Annotated in this window: 17 protein-coding genes and 1 pseudogene; 4 read left to right on the top strand and 14 right to left on the bottom strand. The window is 55.6% G+C overall.

Translation table 11 applies throughout. The features are described from left to right. Positions 1 to 26 precede the first annotated feature (26 nt). Positions 27 to 1250, bottom strand: a complete 1224-nt coding sequence (locus KRAC_RS17060; protein WP_007909148.1) for an ROK family transcriptional regulator — start codon at positions 1248 to 1250, stop codon at positions 27 to 29. Between the two features lie 267 nt (positions 1251 to 1517). On the opposite strand from KRAC_RS17060, the gene KRAC_RS17055 reads away from it, so the two are divergent. After that, positions 1518 to 2990, top strand: a complete 1473-nt coding sequence (locus tag KRAC_RS17055) for an APC family permease (protein ID WP_007909142.1) — start codon at positions 1518 to 1520, stop codon at positions 2988 to 2990. Positions 2991 to 3024: 34 nt separating this feature from the next. Continuing rightward, the gene (locus KRAC_RS17050; RefSeq protein WP_007909141.1) at positions 3025 to 3981 is read left to right on the top strand and encodes an ROK family protein; all 957 of its coding nucleotides are present in this window, start codon (positions 3025 to 3027) and stop codon (positions 3979 to 3981) included. Between the two features lie 91 nt (positions 3982 to 4072). Here KRAC_RS17050 and KRAC_RS17045 read toward each other — a convergent pair whose 3' ends face one another. The 3 genes from KRAC_RS17045 to KRAC_RS61785 all read right to left on the bottom strand — a co-directional run bounded on the left by KRAC_RS17045 (position 4073) and on the right by KRAC_RS61785 (position 6552). Then, the gene (locus KRAC_RS17045; protein WP_007909140.1) at positions 4073 to 5446 is read right to left on the bottom strand and encodes an MFS transporter; all 1374 of its coding nucleotides are present in this window, start codon (positions 5444 to 5446) and stop codon (positions 4073 to 4075) included. Between the two features lie 177 nt (positions 5447 to 5623). Next, entirely contained in the window at positions 5624 to 6070 is a 447-nt protein-coding gene (locus KRAC_RS17040) for a MaoC/PaaZ C-terminal domain-containing protein (protein WP_007909139.1), read from the bottom strand. Further along, positions 6067 to 6552 carry an FAS1-like dehydratase domain-containing protein gene (locus KRAC_RS61785; protein ID WP_007909138.1) on the bottom strand — a complete coding sequence of 162 codons (486 nt, stop codon included), beginning with the start codon at positions 6550 to 6552 and terminating at the stop codon, positions 6067 to 6069. Before KRAC_RS61785 ends, KRAC_RS17040 begins: the two co-directional genes overlap by 4 nt. A 247-nt stretch (positions 6553 to 6799) precedes the next feature. Here KRAC_RS61785 and KRAC_RS17030 point away from each other — a divergent pair, with 247 nt between their 5' ends. Then, complete coding sequence (locus tag KRAC_RS17030; protein WP_007909137.1) at positions 6800 to 8014, top strand: IS110 family RNA-guided transposase; 1215 nt, start codon at positions 6800 to 6802, stop codon at positions 8012 to 8014. Between the two features lie 390 nt (positions 8015 to 8404). Here the strand turns inward: KRAC_RS17030 and KRAC_RS17025 are convergent, their stop codons facing one another. The 10 genes and pseudogenes from KRAC_RS17025 to KRAC_RS16980 all read right to left on the bottom strand — a co-directional run bounded on the left by KRAC_RS17025 (position 8405) and on the right by KRAC_RS16980 (position 18573). Then, complete coding sequence (locus KRAC_RS17025) at positions 8405 to 9163, bottom strand: SDR family oxidoreductase (protein WP_007909134.1); 759 nt, start codon at positions 9161 to 9163, stop codon at positions 8405 to 8407. Positions 9164 to 9238: 75 nt separating this feature from the next. After that, positions 9239 to 11383 (bottom strand): acetate--CoA ligase family protein, encoded by a 2145-nt coding sequence (locus KRAC_RS17020; protein WP_007909132.1) that lies wholly within the window; start codon positions 11381 to 11383, stop codon positions 9239 to 9241. Positions 11384 to 11502: 119 nt separating this feature from the next. After that, on the bottom strand, positions 11503 to 11907 hold the full coding sequence (locus KRAC_RS17015; RefSeq protein WP_007909130.1) for a Zn-ribbon domain-containing OB-fold protein: 405 nt from the start codon (positions 11905 to 11907) through the stop codon (positions 11503 to 11505). Positions 11908 to 11912: 5 nt separating this feature from the next. After that, positions 11913 to 13061, bottom strand: a complete 1149-nt coding sequence (locus KRAC_RS17010) for an acetyl-CoA acetyltransferase (RefSeq protein WP_007909128.1) — start codon at positions 13059 to 13061, stop codon at positions 11913 to 11915. After that, complete coding sequence (locus tag KRAC_RS17005) at positions 13058 to 14224, bottom strand: acyl-CoA dehydrogenase family protein (RefSeq protein WP_007909126.1); 1167 nt, start codon at positions 14222 to 14224, stop codon at positions 13058 to 13060. The genes KRAC_RS17010 and KRAC_RS17005 overlap by 4 nt, the downstream gene beginning before the upstream one ends. A gap of 90 nt (positions 14225 to 14314) precedes the next feature. After that, positions 14315 to 14926: a TetR/AcrR family transcriptional regulator gene (locus KRAC_RS61780; RefSeq protein WP_007909124.1), complete on the bottom strand. Its 612-nt coding sequence runs from the start codon at positions 14924 to 14926 to the stop codon at positions 14315 to 14317. A gap of 192 nt (positions 14927 to 15118) precedes the next feature. Continuing rightward, positions 15119 to 15664 (bottom strand): ISAs1 family transposase, encoded by a 546-nt coding sequence (locus tag KRAC_RS78270; RefSeq protein WP_052568076.1) that lies wholly within the window; start codon positions 15662 to 15664, stop codon positions 15119 to 15121. Then, the gene (locus tag KRAC_RS78265; protein ID WP_040443781.1) at positions 15603 to 16319 is read right to left on the bottom strand and encodes an ISAs1 family transposase; all 717 of its coding nucleotides are present in this window, start codon (positions 16317 to 16319) and stop codon (positions 15603 to 15605) included. The genes KRAC_RS78270 and KRAC_RS78265 overlap by 62 nt, the downstream gene beginning before the upstream one ends. Before the next feature lie 339 nt (positions 16320 to 16658). After that, positions 16659 to 17967, bottom strand: a pseudogene (locus KRAC_RS16985) (RNA-guided endonuclease InsQ/TnpB family protein). Between the two features lie 186 nt (positions 17968 to 18153). After that, positions 18154 to 18573, bottom strand: a complete 420-nt coding sequence (locus KRAC_RS16980) for a VOC family protein (protein ID WP_007909119.1) — start codon at positions 18571 to 18573, stop codon at positions 18154 to 18156. 331 nt (positions 18574 to 18904) lie between these two features. Here KRAC_RS16980 and KRAC_RS16975 point away from each other — a divergent pair, with 331 nt between their 5' ends. Then, complete coding sequence (locus KRAC_RS16975; protein WP_007909117.1) at positions 18905 to 19543, top strand: TetR/AcrR family transcriptional regulator; 639 nt, start codon at positions 18905 to 18907, stop codon at positions 19541 to 19543. Positions 19544 to 19720: the final 177 nt, after the last annotated feature.

The raw sequence follows: 19720 nt of genomic DNA, 5'->3' as shown, positions 1-19720 counted from the left end.
TAACTCCTTTGAAGCAAACTGAATGGTTAGCCATTGAAATAGCGTTGGAAGACAAGATTGTGCGCAAGCTCTAACGCAGTGGCTACCGCGCCGAGAAGGACGCTCTCATTACCCAGCCTGGTAGCGACAATACGCGGTCGCGTTGGCAGAAGCCGACGCAGTGTCTGTTCTAAGGGCTGAAGGAGTAAGTCAGTACGTTGTCCTATGCCCCCACCCAGAACGATAAGTTCAGGGTCCAGTATCGCAACGATGGCCGAGATCGCAAGAGCCAGGCGTTGCCCCTCTTGTTCAATGACGGCAAGCGCCTTAGCCTCTCCCTGGAGCGCAGCGGCAAAAATTTGTTTGGCTGATAAAGGCTCGGACAAGCCCTGCGCCTGCGCCATGTGTACGATGCCCTGGGCAGAGGTGGCCTCTTCAAACATTCCCAGATAGCCCTCATTTGGCTCTACTGCACGTTCCAGGTCCAGGGGCTGTGTTGCCCCGAAGGGCAGAAAACCAATCTCTCCCGCCGCACCATTTGCCCCTCGGTAGAGTGTACCATTGAGCACGATACCCATGCCGACGCCAGTTCCGATCAGGATATATACAAATGTCTGAGTCTCGTTCCCCCAACCAAATCTGCGCTCACCCAGTGCCGCCAGGTTGGCGTCGTTTTCGAGTGAGATACTTAGCCCCAATGTCTCCTGTAACTCTGTCAGCAAGCCGTGGCGGCCCCATTCAGGGAGGTTGGACGCGAAACGGACGCGTTTACTTTCTTCATCGAAGACGCCCGGCGTGCCAATAACGGTGTGGACCACCTGTTTCCAGGATAGCTTCGCCTCGACAACAAGCTCACGCGCCAGTTGATTAATTAATGCAACCAGGGACGCGGCACTCTGCGTCGTGTTTGGCACATCCCGCCGCGCTACAATGTGTCCCGCCAGGTCAGAAACGGCGGCCCGTACCCAGCCTCGGCCAACATCGACACCAATGACGTAGCCGGCCTCTGGATTAGGCTCGTACAGCGTCGCGATTCGCCCTCCTTTATTGGAGACAGATTGTCCAACGGCCCGCACAAGTTGGGCTTGCTCAAGGCTGGCGAGCGCCTGTGACACCGTAGGCTTAGATAGACCAACCACGCGCGCGAGCTGCGCACGTGATGTGGGACCATGGCTGCGTAAATATTCTAGCAGAGAGCGTTCATTGATTGCTCGTAGCAGAGATGGTGTGCCCGCTTGATATTCTGGTTGATGTGAATTGCCCACTGACATTGTCCACTCCTTTGCCACAACAGGATAGATGGCTTCCTCATTGTAAATGATCTTTACCAACTTAGAAAGGGGTAAAGGAAGCCCATATTTTGTGCGATAGAGAACAAATACGTAATTCTCTTTGAAGCCCTTCCACTTTCCCTTTTCCCTTGAAGATATATTGACAGGCGTTGGTTAGGAAACTATACTAACTATATGCACTACGAGAACGTGCGAAGCATAGTTTAGGCCTGTTGTAGAGGCAGGTGTAACACGAGGAGGTCCCCCGTGAGTTCTTCAGACATCAACCGGGAGTCAGAGGTGATTCCCACAAGCACAACGCGAGGCACAGTTGCTGAGCGAACGACAAATGGATTTGTACGTAGCGTTGGACTGTTGACCGCGACGGCGATCAACATGACTCAGATGTGTGGTATTGGGCCATTCATCACCATCCCGATCATGGTTGCGACCTTTGGTGGACCACAGGCGATCATTGGTTGGATTGCGGGGGCGATTCTGGCCCTGGCGGATGGATTGATTTGGGCTGAACTGGGCGCGGCTATGCCTGGGGCAGGCGGTACTTATATTTACCTGCGCGAGGCCTTCCAGTACCGTACAGGGAGATTGATGCCATTTCTCTTCATCTGGACCGCGATTCTGGCTATTCCCCTGATCATGTCGACTGGCGTCATTGGCCTGGTACAGTACCTGGGCTATCTCTGGCCAGGTATGAATTGGTGGGAGATTCATCTTGTCTCCCTGCTGGTTGTTGCCGTGGTCGTTTTTTCACTCTACCGACGAATTGAATCGGTCGGCTTCCTGACCAATATCCTCTTTGTGGTCATGCTGGTGTCCATTGGCCTTGTCATCGTCGCGTCTTTTACGCGCTTTAATCCACAACTCGCGTTTACCTTTCCTGCGAACGCTTTCACTCTCAATGGCCAGTTTTTTGCCGGCTTAGGTGCTGGCTTACTGGTCGGGGTCTATGACTACCTGGGCTATAATACAACCTCGTACCTGGGCGATGAAATGCGCTCGCCTGGCCGTGTTATCCCCTGGTCCATTATTATCTCTATCCTGGGCATCATGGTCCTCTACCTGGCTCTGAACATTGGTGTGATGGGTGTGGTTCCCTGGCAAGAGGTCGCGAAGTCTTCATCGATTGCCTCACTGGTGCTGGAGCGTATCTGGGGCAAAGGTGTCTCCAGCGTTGTAACAGTTCTCATTATCATCACCGCGTTCGCCTCGGTGTTCACCGGCTTGCTCGGCGGTTCGCGTGTGCCTTATAACGCGGCGCGTGACGGGGTCTTTCTCCGCCCATTTGCGAAATTGCATCCTCGCTACCACTTTCCTCATATTGCTCTGCTTGTGATGGGCCTGCTGACTGCTATTGGTTCCTTCTTTGATCTGGGAACTGTTATTAGCATGCTGATCGCGGTAATTGTTCTCATTCAAGGTGTTGGCCAGGTGGTTGCGCTGATCGTCCTGCGCATGCGACAGCCTGAGCTCAAGCGCCCTTATCGGATGTGGCTCTATCCTTTGCCGGGCTTGATCGCTTTGGCTGGCTGGGCGTATGTGTACTATGCCTCTGGTTGGACCTCTGTTGGCCTCTCACTGGGCTGGCTAGTTATTGGCGTCGTTGCCTATCTTATCTGGGCGCGCGTCGAGCATACCTGGCCATTTGGCCCCAAGGAGATCCGTGAGGTATATGTCGAGGAGCAGGCCGCGCAGCCTGGCATAACAGAGGCGGCGCAATAGCAAGCGACTCCTGATAGATAGAGGAAAGACCTGGATGAACTATACTTCGCAGAACGTAACCACGCAAGATTTTGTCCTTGCCATCGATTTTGGCGGCACAAAAATTGCGATTGCAACCGCTGACTCTGAGGGGCAGATCCTAGAGCAGGCGCGGCTCGAGACCAGGGCCGTGCTAGGCGCGCAGCAAATCCTTGAGCGAACACTGATGAGTGCTCAGGCGCTTATCGCGCAAACCATGATGGTAAGAGGGGGACAATGTGTTTCAGTTGGTGTCGCAACACCTGGGGTTGTTCGTGAAAAGGAAATATTGTTGTCGCCAAATATTCCGGGATGGGAGCAGGTTGCGCTCTGCGAAACCATGCGTACGGGTCTGAAGATCCCGGTGGTGGCGGTGGAGAACGATGTCAAAGCCGCCGCTCTGGCGGAGGTGTATTGGGGCGCGCTCCAGGGGGCGAATCCCGCGCTTTTCCTTAGCCTGGGGACCGGGGTCGCCGCCGCGATTGTGATTGATGGACGCGTACTTTCTGGGGCGCATGGAGCCGCTGGGGAGATTGGCTACAATTTGCGTAGTGTGTCTGACCATGACGGCGCCGCACAAGGACGAGCACCGCTGGAAGAGTTTGTGGGGGGACGTTTTATAGGTGAGGGCGCGAGCGATCTGCTAGGCGAGCCACTTAGCGCGGCCGAGGCGTTCGCTCATCCAGATGCTCGCGTACAAGACCTGGTGGAAGAAACGCTGGCTGAATTGGCGTTTCACATCGCCAATGTCTCGATTCTACTTGATCCGGCGCGTATAGCCGTTGGTGGAGGCTTGATGAATTCGGGAGCGCTTATCTTGGGAGCCCTGGCATCCCGCCTGGCGCTTGCGGTACCCTTCCCACCAGAACTCGTCCCGGCAAAGTTTCTAGACGACGCATCGCTGTACGGTGCCATTGCCCTGGCCTTGAGAGTCGTTCAGCATACAGATGTCCGCGTCCACACTGGTTCCTGATCTGGCTTTTCTCTCAATGAGCAGAAGCAAGCAGCAGGATGAATCTGCATAAGATTCATCCTGCTGCTTTTATGTGTAACGGTGGCGCGACTTATGCAGTTTCAGGACTCAGCGGGCTTTCTGGTTCGCGCTGGCGTATGGCGGTTCGAACGCTGGCTGGTCGCCAGTAGCCAGAGACGACAAAGATAGTGGGAACAAAAACGACCAGGCCCGCGATACAGACCCACCACCAGGTCGCCCATTGCTGTCCATCAAGCTGATTTCTCACCACGAAGGAGAAGGCCAGGGTCGAGAGGACCACGACCATGCGTAGAATAAAGCCCTCGACCGCCATGCCAGTGGCGACTAGGGCAGGATTGATATCCTCGATAGTCTCCGTATAGGCCGCCATCCAGGTGACATAGCCGATGGCCAGTGTAATACCGAAGAGGCTGAGGAAGACGGCCATCAGCGTTGCATCTGTGGGAACACCAATGCGGCTGATAAAGAGGAGCGTCACGATAATAGTCGCGATGGCGCCAAAGAGCATATAGGGCTTGCGTACCAGGGTACGATCAGAGATGAAACCAATAATGATCGCGGCGGCCACATTGACGAGCCAGAAGATGCTAACCAGCCCATTGGCCTGGGCGACCGAGAACTTGAAAATGCTGCTTAAGTAGAGGGGGAAGAAGCCGACGGCGGCAAAGTACATGAGCAGGTAGAGACTGATGCCCAGTGCGCTGACGACCAGACGCGGATTAAGCATTTGCCGCCAGGGATGCCTGGTTGCCTCTTCGGGATCGATGTTGCGCGCACGGGCCTCGACAAGCTCTTTCTCCTGCATAGAGTTCATGACCTGGTCGCGCAACCGGGGCGAGAGTTCGCGCAGGAAGAAGAAGCAGACCAGGAAGACGATAAAGCCAACGATACCAGCGATGACGTACTGCGATTGCCAGGAGCCATACGAGGAGAGCGTCTGACTGGCAACTCCAGTCGCCAGGACGCTGCCGCCCACGGGCCCCACTGTCCAGAAGCCCATAGCCAGGGCGCGGCCAAAGCGCGGCGAGAAGTCGCGCACCAGCGCCGGGGTAACGACCAGGATAATGCCCTCGATGAAGCCCACGACCCAGATGAGAAGTAAGAAGAGCCAGAGGGAACTGGCCAGCGCGATTATCAGGGTTCCAATGGCAGTGATCAGCAGACCATAAATGATCAGAGTACTGCGTCCAATGCGGTCGGAGAGACTACCAAAGATGGCTGAGAGTGCTCCAAGGAGATTGCTTACTAGCAAGAAACGCGAGTAGTCGGCGACCGAGAGGCCAAACGTATGCAGGACCAGCGGTGCGACCGAGGGGAGGACATACGATTCATAATACAGGATGATGGTTGCGATGACGGCAAGAGCAAGATACCAGATGCGTTGCGCGTTGGTGGGATAGTGTTCAAGGCTGCGCTGCCCGGTTGCGATGCGAAAAGTGCTCATCTTAAACCTCCTGATACCCACTTGCTTGTACAACAATGTACGAGCATGATCGTGAAACGCGTACGAATGAACGGTACTACGAGCGATCAAAGAATGATTATCCTCGCTACCTGAAGCGCGAAAGCACTCCAGGTGGCGAGAGAAGGGTCTTGCGTTGTCATCAGAGAAAGAACTGGTTTAGGGCTGACGTCTCGGCAGGGCGGCGCTAAAGGTGCCGCTGACTTTGACATCCCCGTTCTGGTCTACCGCCTGCACCGTGCCCGTTGCGCGCGTCTCGCCCTCCACATCATTGATCTCGGTGATCTTGCCAGTGCAGGTGATCACGTCACCGATGCGTGTCATCCCCTTGAAGCGGACGCCAAACTTGCGTAGCGCGAGCGGGCCAAAGGCGTCGCTGAGCATTTGCCCTACGAAGCCCATGATGAGCATGCCATGCGCGATGATGCCACCCGTTCCTATAGCCTGCCCTACGGCGGGATCAGTATGTAAGGGATTGAAATCACCCGAGGCGCCTGCGTAGCGCACCAGTTGCAGGTGTGTCACAGGCGGTGTTGTCAGGGGAGGAAGGGAATCGCCCTCATGAGCATCCTCGGCATAGAGCCGTGTGTGGTTTGATGTGGTCATGCGTTGGCCTCCTTGCTTGCTGGAGAGGATTGCTCGCGAATGACGATGGTGCTGCGTGTTTTGAGCACAGGCTGTTGTTGCTGGTTGGTGTACTCTGTCTCCGTCGTGATGATATCCATGGAGAGGCCATCGCGTCCCTGGCGTGTCTTGCCATCAACGACCGTTGTCACCCCTGTCAGGGTCTCACCGGGATAGATGGGCGCAAGGTACTCATACTCCTCCTCACCATGCAGAATGCCTTTGACGTTAATGCCCAGGCTGGCCAGGTCGTTTCCGCGCTGGCGGGCGCCCCAGAAGCTAAACATAGTTGGCGTGGTGGGCGAGATGGGCACATCGGGAAAGCCCTGCGCCTGTGCCGCTTCCCGACTATGATAGACTGGGTTGTCGTCCCCAATGGCAGTGGTCAATTCGTGGATCTTTTGCCGGTGTACCTCGGTCGTGAAGGGAGCAAAGCGATGACCGATTTTGCTCGTATCGAACATAGTTTTCTCCTTATATGTTAAGATTTTGGTAAGCTCTCTCAAACAAGAGCTGAGCAGGATGAGCCTGCTCAAGAAACACTGCTGGGGAAAGGCTCTTTTCTCCACACAGCTTGACTGATAAAGCAAGATTGTCCTTCCCCTGGCAGCCCTCCTGGGCACATCGATGATTAGAGGGTCGTTGCTTCGAGCACTCGGCATATAAGGACCCGATCCCCCCAGGAATGCTTCTCGCAAAGGAGATGGAACGATGTGGTACGTTGGTTTGGACTGGGCAGACACACATCATGACGTTGATGTCCTCGATGAAGCCGGTAAACATGTTGGAGCGCGCCGCTTTTCCCACAGCCAGGAAGGCTTGCATGACCTGAAGCAGTTTTTGTTGAGCTTTACCTCTCAACCTGAAGAACTGGCTTGCATTCTCGAAACGAATCACGGGCTGCTCATCGCTTTCCTGCTTTCGGCTGGCCTTCCCGTGTATCCAGTGAACCCGAAAACGATCAATGGGTTGCGGAAAGTAGCAGGAGGCAAGACTGATCGCATTGACGCGCGTTTGTTGGCAAAAGCGGGATACTTCAACTTGGCTGAGCTGCATCGCTTGGAACCTGATAGCCCTACCGTCCAGGAATTGAAAATGTTGACACGCGATCAGGATGCTCTGGTTCAGATGCAAACGCGCCTGGTCAACCAATTGACCGCTTGCCTCAAGGAATACTATCTGGTGGCCTTGAAGTTGTTCTCCAAGCTCCAGCAGCCTTCCACACTGCGTTTTTTGCAAGCGTACCCAACTCCCCAAGCAGCACAGCGTGCGTCGGTTGAAGAGATAACGGCTACCTTGCGTCTGGGAACGTTTCCCAACCCAGCACAGGCCGCCGCCTCGATGGTTGAGGAACTGCACCATCCTCAGTTGGTCGCCAGTGAAGTCACCGTGCGCGCTAAATCGCGGTTGATGCTGTCTCTGGTCAAACAATTGCTGGTGGTCATTGAAGACCTTGCCAGCTATGAGAAGGCGATTCAGACCCTTTTTTTGACCCATAAAGACCATGCGATCTGGAGTTCTCTTCCACGAGCAGGCAAGCGTCTGGCTCCGCGCTTGCTTGCTGAATGGGGGGATGATCGCACACGCTATGCTGATGCCAACAGTGTTCAGGAACTGGCTGGGACAGCTCCTGTCCCCTACCAAAGCGGCAATTACGCTAAGGCGCACAAACGCTTTGCCTGCGTGAAGCCCTGGCGCAATGATCTGTACCAATTCGCCTGGCAATCGACGCTCTCGGAGCCGTGGGCGGCTTCGTATTACCAACGCAAACTGGCAGAAGGCAAAACGCACAGCATGGCCCTTCGCGCTCTGGCCAATATCTGGGTGCGGATCATGTACCGGATGTGGATGAGTGAGACGTGCTATCAAGCCGAGACCTTTGAAGCCGCGAAGCTGGCTCACGCGCCTCGCCAACGTGCCGCCTGAACCCAGGCTGTCCCTTTGCGTCACACTTGGTTGGGCACGCTCAGCACTGCGAAGTTCTTTGTCAGTGCTGATATCGTGTGCTCCAACGGAGTCGCCCAAGCGGTTCCCGCCGCGTCCCTTCTGCCGACGGTGAGCCGTTCCTGCGCACCTGCCTGTTGCTCCAACGTCTGCCGCGGCCCACCACCGCGTTCCCGACTCCCGGTGTGGGTTGCTCGCTCCAGGCCACACCGAGTCAAGGCCGCGCAGGTGGTGAGAGAGTCGGGTGTGGGCGCGCTTGTCTTGGCCTTGACCGGTGTGGAAAACTTGCATCACCACACGGGAGGCAGCTTCACCTACGTTCACCTTGCTTTTTCCTTTCTTGTTTTTGGCTCTTGACATAGAGGGTCTTGCTTAGTGTGGGCCGCCGGCGACATAGATGATCTGTCCATTGACGTAGCTGGACTCTTCTGAGACCAGGAAGCAAATAACGTTAGCTACATCGCGTGGCTGCCCCACACGCCTGACGGGAATGACCTTGGAGGCGGCTTCAATGCGTTCCTGAGGATCGAAGCCCATCCTACGGGCCGTGGCGCGTGTCATCTCGGTATCAATAAAGCCGGGTGCGACGGCGTTGGTGGTAATGCCAAAGGGACCTAACTCTATGGCAAGCGTGCGTGTGAGGCCTTGCAGACCTGCCTTCGCTGTCGAATAGTTGGCCTGGCCGCGATTGCCCAGGGCCGAGGTCGAGGAGAGCGAGACGATCCGCCCATAACGTTGTTTGACCATGTAGGCCTGGGCGGCCCGGCTACAGAGGAAGGCCCCCCGCAGATGGACATTCATGACCGTCTCCCAGTCATCATCGCTCATCTTAAAGAGCAGATTATCGCGTAAAACGCCAGCGTTATTCACCAGGATGTCGAGGCGTCCGAAGTGCTCCACACCTTGCTGGAAGGCCGCCTCAACCATGGCTTTATCGGCGACGTTGCATTGCACAATCAGTCCCTTGGCATCGATGCGCTCGATATCGGCCAGCACCTGCTGGCAGCCCTCAGTATCGATATCTGCGAGAATGACGCTCGCGCCATCTTCGGCCAGGCGTAGTGCCGTCGCGGCCCCAATGCCGCGTCCAGCTCCGGTGACAAAGGCTACACGTCCATCGAGTTTACCCATGTGTCTCTTCCTCCATTCATATAGTCGGTAAACAGTAAGATCGCATCGTGTGGTGCTTGCTTTCCAACAAGCCACCTATGGCTCTTGCCAGGTCAGTAAAACATCGAGAGCCTCGATAGTGGTTGCATCAACCAGCAGTGGATTGATCTCCAGGGCGGCAAGCTCTGGTCCTAGACCCTGTGCCAGGAGCGAGATGTGGTAGATGACCTGGCTTAACGCATCCAGATTAACAGCGTGGTGTCCACGACTACCACGTAGTAGGGCGGCTCCACGCAGTTCATTGAGCATGCTATGAATCTCTCCCTGGTTCACGGGAAGCACGCGCACACTGGTATCCTGAAGCGCCTCGGTCCAGATGCCACCCAGTCCCAGCGAGAGCACCGGCCCCCATAGGGGATCGCGGATGATGCCGACCAGGAGTTCCAGGCCAGCCGAACGCATCGGACTAATCAGGAAGCCTTCTAGCTCTGCCCGGGGGAGCGCCGAGCGGACGCGCTCGTGTATCGTGTCGTAGCTCTGGCGAAGCGCCTCCTCGCTGTTGATGTTGAGTGCCACACCGCCCACATCACTCTTGTGCGCAATCTCGGCCGATTGGACCTTGAGGGCCAGGGGAAAGCCAAGCTCCTGCGCGGCTTGCAACGCCTCATCGAGCGTGGTCACTAGCCTTCCTGGAACAACGGGAATACCCGCCTGCTGCAAGAGTACGCGCGCTCGCGCCTCTGACCATGTCCCCCGGCGGGGAGTGGAGAGGGATGGTAAGGTGATTGGCTCCTGCGTAAAGGGTTCGCCTGGTGATGCTTGCTGTGCTTCAGCCCACCAGAGGAGTCGACCGATGGCGCGCATGCCATGTTCGAGGCCCGCGACAAAGTGTAGTCCCGTGCGCTCAACGAGCGTGCGAGCCGTATTGGTCAGATCCAGGCAGGTGTTAGAGACGAGAATAACCGGGTGGGACGAGCCACGCACAATCTCCGCGAGATGTTGGTAGAGTGCGACATGGTTCTCTAGAGCAACAGGATCGAGCGGACGATTCCCCTCAATGCTTACCAGGTTAAAAATGAAGTCGATGTTGGGGTCCCGAACCACTACCTCAAGCGCTCGCGATTGCAGGGTCCCATCCACGACGATATAGCCCGTGACATCTAGGGGGTTATGTGGCGTGGAGAAGGGCGGTAGAATGCTTTGGAGCTGTGCGAGCGTCTCGGGCGCGAAGTCTGGGAGCGTAATCCCTTCATCCTGGGCCAGGTCAGAGAGAATATCGCACGCGCCACCCGAAGGGGTCACGATGCCCATGTGTCGCCCTGGCAGGGGTTGGATATTGCCTGCAAGTCCTGCTGTGATGAGCAGATCCTCCAGCGAGTGTACGCGCATGATCCCAAGCTGGCGAAAGATGGCATCATTCACCTTATCGTCGCCTACTATGGCTCCAGTGTGGGAGAGCGCCGTGCGAGCACTCGTCTCGCTACGCCCAATTTTGAGGGCCACGATGGGTTTACCACGTGCGCGTGCCTTGGCGGCGATGCGGCGTAGCTCATCTGGGTGGCGAATGCTCTCAAGGAAGAGCGCGATTGAGCGCGTCGACTCATCCTCCAGCAGGTAGTCAACCACATCCGTGACCGAGATCATGCTCTCATTGCCCATGGAGACGAGCAGGCTCAAACCAATGGCGTGCGCCTGGGCGAAGGCGAGGACCGCGCTGGCAAGTGCTCCGCTCTGAAGCACAACTCCTACTGGCCCGGCGGCAAGCGGTGGTGAGATTGGCAAGCCATAGGGCGTGACCCGGCTCGTCACATTGATAAAGCCATTACCATTGGGACCAAGCAACACCAGGTCATGTTCCCTGGCGAAGGCGAGGAGTTCGCGCTCCAGGTGCGCCCCTTCCGCCCCTACCTCGCTATAGCCCGAGGTAAGCACGACGAAATGCCGCGTTCCCGCCGCGGCGGCTTCCTGCACGATAGGGAAGACGCTGTGGGTGGGGACCATAATAAAGGCCAGATCTACCGGCTCGGGCAGGTCGCGTAAGGATTTGTAGGTGCGCTCCCCGTGCGCGGTCTCGCGAAAGGGGTTGATCAGGTAGACCGGGCCGGGAAATTCGAAGCGCTTGAGATTCTCAAATGTGCAGAGTGACCAGCGCGAGTTATCGGTCGCCCCAACCAGGGCAATGCTCTGGGGGCGAAAAAAGGTGTGGAGCCGTTCCGGTGATATATGATATCTCTCAGACATGCTCGTATACCTCTCATAGGTTACCTGATAGCTGTAGGGTCCATGCTTGTATGGACTTATGCTTGCAAACTGAGTACGTCCTCCAGCGAGAGGAGTCCATGCCAGCATGGACCCTACAATTATGCTGCCAGGCGAAAATAGGGGAGCGTCACACCATCTTCGGCGGCGAGAAACGTTACCTCGACCGCGGCACCGATGGTGATCTGCTCACGCGTAGCATCAGTGATACGCGACATCATACGAACGCCTTCTTCTAGCTCTATGATACCGACGATGAAAGGAGCCTCCGCCGCATAGGGACCAAAGGCCTGGTGGACAACCGTAAAGGCGTAGAGTGTCCCCCTGCCCGAGGCGGTGATCCAGGTTAGCTGGTCCGAAAAGCAATGTGGACAGAGCGCGCGTGGATAGAACACTGCTCGCGTACACGCCTGGCAGCGCTGGATGCGCAACTCACTACGTGCGAGACCTTCCCAGTAGGGCTGCGAGTCGCTATCGATCAAGGGTTGAGGGAACTGGGCTGGCATACGCGTCAATCCTTTCCAAGCAGAACCGTGGCCGCCGACGAGAGGACGCCGCCCGTGCCGTGGGCCAGGGCAACGCGCGCGCCTTCAACCTGGCGCGGACCACACTCTCCTCGCAACTGGCGCGTGGCCTCAATGAGCAGAAAGATGCCATACATTCCTGGATGACAGTACGAGAGTCCACCGCCATTCGTGTTCATGGGGAAGGCGCCGCCTGGTGCGGTTCGCTGTCCGCTGACAAAGGACCCGCCCTCGCCCTTCCCGCAGAATCCCAGGGCTTCCAGGGTGAGCAGGACCGTGATTGTAAACGAATCATAGATCTCTGCGACATCGATCTCGGCAGGCGTCAATCCTGCTCGGGCGAAGGCGTCTCGCCCAGAGGCTGCTGCCGCCTGGTGACTCGCCAGGTCGGGCATATTGGTGATCGTGTTGTGGGTATGGGCCTCCCCATGCCCCAGAATCCAGACCGGGGCTTTACGCATCTGCCGGGCGCGCGACGCGGAGGTGACGACCACGGCTCCACCTCCATCGGTCACCAGGCAGCAATCGAGCAGGTGCAGCGGCTCGGCGATCCAGCGTGAGTTAAGCACATCCTCAATGGTGATGGGCTCGCGCTTCATCGCTTTTTCATTCAGCGTGGCCCATTTACGCGTCGCGACCGCGACCTCGGCCAGTTGCTCGCTGGTCGTGCCATACTCAAACATATGTCGGCTCGCCGCCAGGGCATAGGCTCCCACGGGTGCTGGCAGACCGAAGGGGCCTTCATATTGCTCTGTGAGGCGATAATAGGGCAGCCCGCGCCCGCGAGCTCGGTCCGAGCGTTGCGTGCTCCCATAGGTAATGAGGGCGACCTCGAAGAGGCCAGCCTCTATACCCGCGAGGGCATGGCCGATATGCGCCTCAAAGGAGGAGCCCCCGATATTGGTTGTGTCGGTGTACCTGGGCTGGATACCCAGGTACTCGGCCAGCATCAGGTTGGGGGACCAGGCCCAGTTGCCAGCGCAGAAGAGGGCTTCCACATCTTGCAAGCCCAGTCCCGCATCCTCCAGGGCGGCCCTGGCCGCCTGGGCCTGGAGTTGTAGCACGGTCTTATCAGGTGTGCTCCCGAGATCTGATTCGGCCACGCCAACGATGGCGGCTTTGGGTGACGAGCTCATACAAGCTCCTCACCGAGCCTGACATAGCCCCGCAGGAGATCGCGTGAGATGATAAAGCGCTGGATCTCGTCGGTACCCTCAAAGATACGCCAGACGCGCATCTCGCGGTACCAGCGCTCGATGGGGAGCTCCTTGGTGTAGCCCATGCCGCCGTGAATCTGCATGACACGATCGGCGACCTGGTTGGCCATATTGGAGCCATATAGCTTGGCGATCGAGGACGCATGCCGCGTATCCTGGCCCTCTTCAGCCATCCAGGCGGCATGCAGCGCCAGCCAGCGCGTCGCCTCGATCTCAACGCGTGAGTCGGCGATCATCCACTGGATAGCCTGGCGTTCCGCAATGGGCTTGCCAAAGGTGGAGCGCGTCTTGGCGTAGTCGATGCCCATCTGGAGCAAGCGTTCGGCAGCTCCCACGGCCCGGGCGGCGATGTTCCAGCGTCCTGCCCCGATCCACTGCATGCCCAAAGTGAAGCCCTGGTTGAGCTCGCCCAGAATATTCTCTTCGGGCACACGCACATTCTCGAAATAGAGCGAGGCCGGTCCCCACTCGCCCATGGTATGGATATAGTTTGAGCGCCAGCCCATCTCGCGATCGACGAGGAAGCAGGTCACACCGCGCGCGCCACGCTCCTTATCGGTAACGGCGAAGACCATCGTAAAGTCGGCCTCATTGCCATTGGTGATGAAGACCTTCTCTCCATTGAGCACCCAGTGCTTCCCATCCTTGACCGCCGACATCTTGATATTTGCGGCATCTGAGCCCGCGCCTGGTTCGGTCAGGGCGAAGCAGGAGCGCCGCTCGCCATTAATGGTGGGGATGAGGTAGCGCTGCTTCTGCTCCTCATTGCAGTGATAGAGGATATTATCGGCTGAGCCGCCAAAGGCGAAGGGGACAAAGGTATGCGAGAGCTCCATAATGATAATCGCCGTCATCACTGGTCCCAGATTGGCCCCGCCGTACTCCTCCGGCGTATTAATGCCCCAGAAGCCCAGCTCTTTGGCCTTCAGCTGAAGCTGACGTAGCTGCTCGCGTTCGATGCCTACACGCCCCTCGCGCTCATTGCGCAGAACATCGCCCTCCAGTGGAAGCAACTCTTTTTGCACGAAGGCGCGAACCGTGTCTCTGACCATTTTCTGTTCATCGGTTAAGCGGAAATCCATGGTGGTCGTTCCTCCTAATTATGTAATGACGTAGCAGCAGGAAGCATGAAGGCGTGTAAGCGCCCGGCAAACCTGCGTAAGCGAAAATGGTTATGCCTGCTCTACAGGTGGATGTAAGAGCTGTGCATGGAAGTAGGCGAGTTGAGTGGAAATATATGTTTCCAGATCGATAGTGGGCGCGAAGTGCCAGGTTTTCTGCAAGGCCCAGAGATGCCCCAGCCCCAGGACATTGGCGGCCAGAATACGCGGTTGTGGCATATCTTGTCTGAAGACGCCGGCTTGCTGCCCCTCTTGGAAGAGGGCGACGAAATAATCATCGAGGCGATGAATAGGCCCTAGAATGCGTTGCCGTGTCTCGCGTTTGAGCGTTGAGAGGTCACGATACATGATCAGGAGCCGTTTGGATGTGCTATCGAGTAGCGTGTAGAGCTCGCGTACAAGCGCATCAAAGCGCTCCAGGGGATTAGCGATTGTATTAGCTCGCTCAAGGACATCGCGGTAAATCGTGACGGCGTCCTCACAGCATGCCAGCAGGATCTCTTCTTTGCTGGGAAAAATATAGTAGATAAGGCCAGTACTGATCCCGGCGGCCCGGGCGATATCCGGCATGGTCGTCCCATGGTAGCCCTTGCGGCTGAAGAGGTCACGCGCGGCAGTGATAATATCCTTGCGGCGTGCATCGCGGATAGCAGTGGTTGGCATAGGTCACCCACATTCTTCCTTGAATGTCGGACGCTACTACGAGGGAGAATATACAACAAGATGTATCATCAGTGATACCTGTATCAGAGCGCTGGCACGTATAGTATCAGCCCCATCAAGATAAACTATGTATTAGGGATAACATATTTCAATTGAATAGTCAATAGGGATCGTGCAACTGCACAGGGTTTCTCAAAAGTCCTGAAGCAACCAAGCAAGAGCCTCCTCTGGATGAGAGGCAAAACGACGAAGCTGGCGAGCGACGGTGGAAACCCGGTGCAGGTGCATGAGAGAAAGAACCACGTTATTGAGCACGGCCAGCATTTCCATCACCGGAATGAAGCGGACTCGGCAACGGTCCTCCCCAAGGGTGGCATCTCGATGCCAGTGGAGATGATTCTCCACCTTCCAGTGTGCTCGAAGGTAGTGCAGAAGACGTTCTGGAGGACAATGCCTCAGAGAAAGCGTTGTTAACCCGTAGCGAACCTCGCAACTGTGCTTCCCTTTGATCGTTCGTTCGCGCTGTAAGCGAAAGACCTGTCCAATCTCGCCCCAATCCTTGAAGAACAAGCCATTGAGATCGGGACTGCTCATAATCGAGCGACGTTCCAGACGACCATGGCCCTTGTCAAGCTGAGTATACGATTGCCAGGTGCTCTGATCTGCTTGCGGGTCTTCAAAAAACAGTTCGAGGTCCGCGCGAGCAACAGGTGTATTGTCCTTGATGATGAGAATCACCTCCCCTCCAGCTCGTGCGCACCAGCCGAGTCATCTCGTGATAGCTTTGCGCCGCATCAACGGTGATCACTCGCCCTTTACATGTCACCTCGGTCAGAAACGGTTTGAGCGCGCCAACCTCATTCGTCTTAGAGCCAATGGGGATCTGCTGGAGGACCACACCCGTTTCTGCTTCATAAATATGCAGAAGATGTTGTTGGGGATGCTCTCCTCCATATGCCTGCTCCCCAGTGCTTTTGAGCGCTTTGCCATCAATGGCCAGATGGACGTGCTGGTCGTCTGGCTCTCCTTCTCGCTGGTGGCTCATCTGGCGCACAAACCACGCGGCCAGATGAGCATTGACCTGTTGACTGTCTAAGCGTGCCAGGACGTAGCTGTAGGTATTGGCACAAGGCATCCGTTTCCAGGAAAGGTTCACATTCGCGCGGATGACCTTTTCCTGATCCTTTGCCCATTCACTTGCTGCTAGCAGGCTGCTCATCCCCGCCAATTTTGCCAGGACGACCACCAGCAGCACCCCCGCGAGGTCATATTGCCTTCCTCGTGCTTTTCTTCCGTCTCTCAGATGGTGACAAACCTGATACAGGGATTGCATCTGTCTCGACGAGCAGACGGGCTCCCCCTTGTTTTCTTCCAGCAATGTTGTATAGTCCATGCTGAGTCACTCCTTGAATGCTGTGTTTTTTGATGTCATGCATTCTACTGGATTGACTCTTCTTTTTCACCCCTCACCAGACTTTTGAGAAACCCTGTGCAACTGCACGATCCCTATTGTAAGCTTGCCCGTCCCTGCCCGTGTTTAGGAGTACAAAACATCTGCTGGGATAGGCACAGGGGTCAGCTCTGGGGAAAACGATCTGTGACATGAAGCCTTCGCAAGAGAAGAGGCCAATATCATCGTGATACAACCTCCTCTCTAGGCTTCCGGAATACAAGAAGGGCGAATAGCCATACAAAGGATTGTTTTCGCTATGAAAAAGTCAGTACCCTACGGCTAAAGCCGAGGGCTTGGAGTTGTGTCTGAACTCCACCGCAATTCAGCATACCTTTTCAGGCGTGCGGCTTTGGCTTCATCGTCCGACACATCAGGCGCGTACTGACAAGAGGCCCGTTCCTCTCCAGTCTTGCCGGATAAGAAGCGTTCGCATCGCAATGTTTCTTGCTCCAACCAGATCGGCATGGAGCGTGTACTGACAATTCTGACAGACGAAGAGCAATCCTTTGTTGGGTCTATTCTCTTTGCAGGTGTGCCCACATTTGGGGCACGCTTGCGAGGTAGAGTTGGCATCGACCTTGATCGCCATACTTCGATGCAAGAGCGCTTTATAGGCAATCATGCCATGCAACTCAGCGAAGGACCATTTGGAGAAGGTACGATTGGCTTTTCGCTGTTTTGCATTTTTGCCTTTGCGTCGTTTGGTACGCTCTCGAATGTCTGTCAGATGCTCCAGTCCAATCAAGCTTTGAGGGTGCTGTTGGACAATCCGCTTACTCACGACATGATTGGTATTCTGCTTCAACCGTCTCTCTCGTCCACTGATGGCAACGAGCCTTCTTGTCGCTGAACGAGTGCCTTTCTTTTGCAGACGTTTTCTCAGTCGTGCGGAGTGGTTTGCCTTGGGGACAATCTGTTTGCCTGAATGGAAGGTGCAATCCCCTTGCATCGTCGCCGTGACGGCAAGGTATCGCATCCCCACATCCACGCCAACGACTTGCTTGTGCGTTTCAGGTGTAGGATCAGCCGTCTCAATTGCAAGAGAGACAAGGAGGTAAAATTGTTTCTTGGGCTTGTCATACCAGAGTTTCGATGCACCAATCTCCGCTCCACGCTGGATCAATGCCACATGCTTATTGTAGCCAGTATAGGGCACGATAACACGTCCCTCAAGGGTCAGGATGCTCACCTGCTGCTCTTTCTTGAAGGTGTAGTCTTTCTTGTACTGATAGGTCAACGTGGGGGAGATGAACTAGGGAGCCTTATCAAGCCCTTTGTAGCGTTTCTTGGTCTTCCCTTCCTTACGATGAACAGCATTGTTCTTGACCTTTGTCCAGAGGGTTTTATACGAGGCACCAACTTGGCGAGGAACAGAACAGGCCATTTGCGAAGGCAGATGAAAACGGAGGCGGATCTCTTCGTAGGTGGCATCTTGCAAACGAACAGCATTGCTCATCTTGCCATGCTCAAAGGCGTACTGGCTCACATAGTTGAGAGAATCCCGATACGCCAGTTGCGTTGTACGTAATGCCTTGAATTGCTCGGGCGTTGTATTTAATTTGAGTTTCGCTGTTAATACCGTTTGCATACGCTAAATCATACCATAGTTTTCATCTGACTGTCAACAATACATGAGCAGATGAGAGAATGTCTTCCACCCAAGCCACCGACAAAGGAACGCCGCATTCCTCCCCATGCCTGAAAGGGCAGGGGCATCCTGCGGCGTTTTGGGTGAAGTTCCTTTGTATAGCCTCACCGCCATTGTTAATGTGGGTTACGCTTTTCTGGCCGAACCGAGAACATCCAGGTAGTGCTGATTGTACATGATGCCCAGGATGTTTCCGAAAGGATCGACTACCGAAGCAGTGATGAACCCCTCACCACGCTCTTGGGGGGCCTCGAGCTGTTTCGCCCCCATGGAGAGTAATCGATCAACGGTCGCGTTGACATCGTCCACATGCCAATACATGACAGCACCGGCAGGGACATGCGTCTGGGTGTCGAAGGGCGCGTATTTGCTATCGATCAGGCCTAGCTCGTGCTGGTAGTCGCCGATGCGAAACTCACAGTATCCCGGGCGTTGGAAGTACGGTTCGACGCCCAACAGTTCAGTGTACCAGCGCTTCGCCGCCTCCAGATCGGCAGCCCAATAACTGATTGTCGTGAATCCTCGCAATGTATGTGTGTTGTCCATAAGAGATTTCCTCCTCACTCTCGTAGATGATGTTTCTTCTTCACATCTAAGCAATCATCGTGCCTCTGGAATGGGGAGCACGGTGATTCTGTCTTCTTCTTAAAGCATACCCTTGAAGGAGGACAGAATCGACCCTTGTTTGAGGGATCTCGACTGTTACCCATCATGTGAGTTGGTGTCCCTTACTTTCTGCTTGACAATTCTCGTGCTTTCTGGTAGTTTCTTCTTCCAGAACGTACACAGACGACTCCTCTGGCAATCGATGAAATATGCTGAAGTAGGCATGCATATTGATGTCGCCGATATCTGAAGAACATTTGGAGGGAGCCATATGCGCGAATCCACCCTTTCGCTCAAAGAACGTCAACGTCAGCAACGTGAGCAGCTTATTCTCCATGCCTCGGAGAAAATTCTGCTGGAGAAGGGCTATCATGAGATGTGTATGGACGAGGTGGCTGCACGTGTGGGTATTGCCAAAGGAACCCTCTACCTGCATTTCTCCCGCAAAGAAGACCTGGTCCTGGCCCTGCTCGAGTTGCAGATGCAAGCGATCCTACAGAACGTGCAGGAGGCTGTATCCGCGCCTGGTTCTGTGCGTTCGCGCCTGGAAACGCTGCTCGCGACGAGCTATATGCGTTTAAAGGGCGAGCGTGGGCGTCTCTTTTATGCACTCTTTGGTGCCGTTGAACTTCGACCTCTCTTGCGATCCCGCCACCATGCTCTGCTCGATCAGCTTTTAAGCAGCCTTGAAGTTTTGCTCAATGAGGGGAAAGCTTCCGGCGAATTCGATCCAGCCATCCCTACCACGATTATGCTGCATACCTTCTCCAGCCTCCTTGCCTCCTATCCCTTTAAACGCTTGCTCCTGGATGAGATGGTGACTCCCGAGGAATTGGTGCAGTATGTGGGAAAAATTTTCTTCCGTGGTGTGGCCAATCCCCAGCGTGCTTATGTGGAGTCGCTGGCCTAAACAGCATTCTGTGTAAAGTCACTAGCCCGCCAAATCGTGTGCGATACCTGGGCTATGTTCCTCTCGGTACAATAAAAACGAGGTCGCAACACCCACGTTGTTGTTCTCTCACAGTATCGGCATGTAAGATTCCTGTGCACAATCACTGACATGCGCGCTACCGAAAGGAGTATCTCA

It is taken from the genome of Ktedonobacter racemifer DSM 44963 (assembly GCF_000178855.1).
GTDB lineage: Bacteria > Chloroflexota > Ktedonobacteria > Ktedonobacterales > Ktedonobacteraceae > Ktedonobacter > Ktedonobacter racemifer.
Note: the sequence above shows the minus strand (reverse complement) of the source record. Positions and strands in the feature narration are given on the sequence as shown.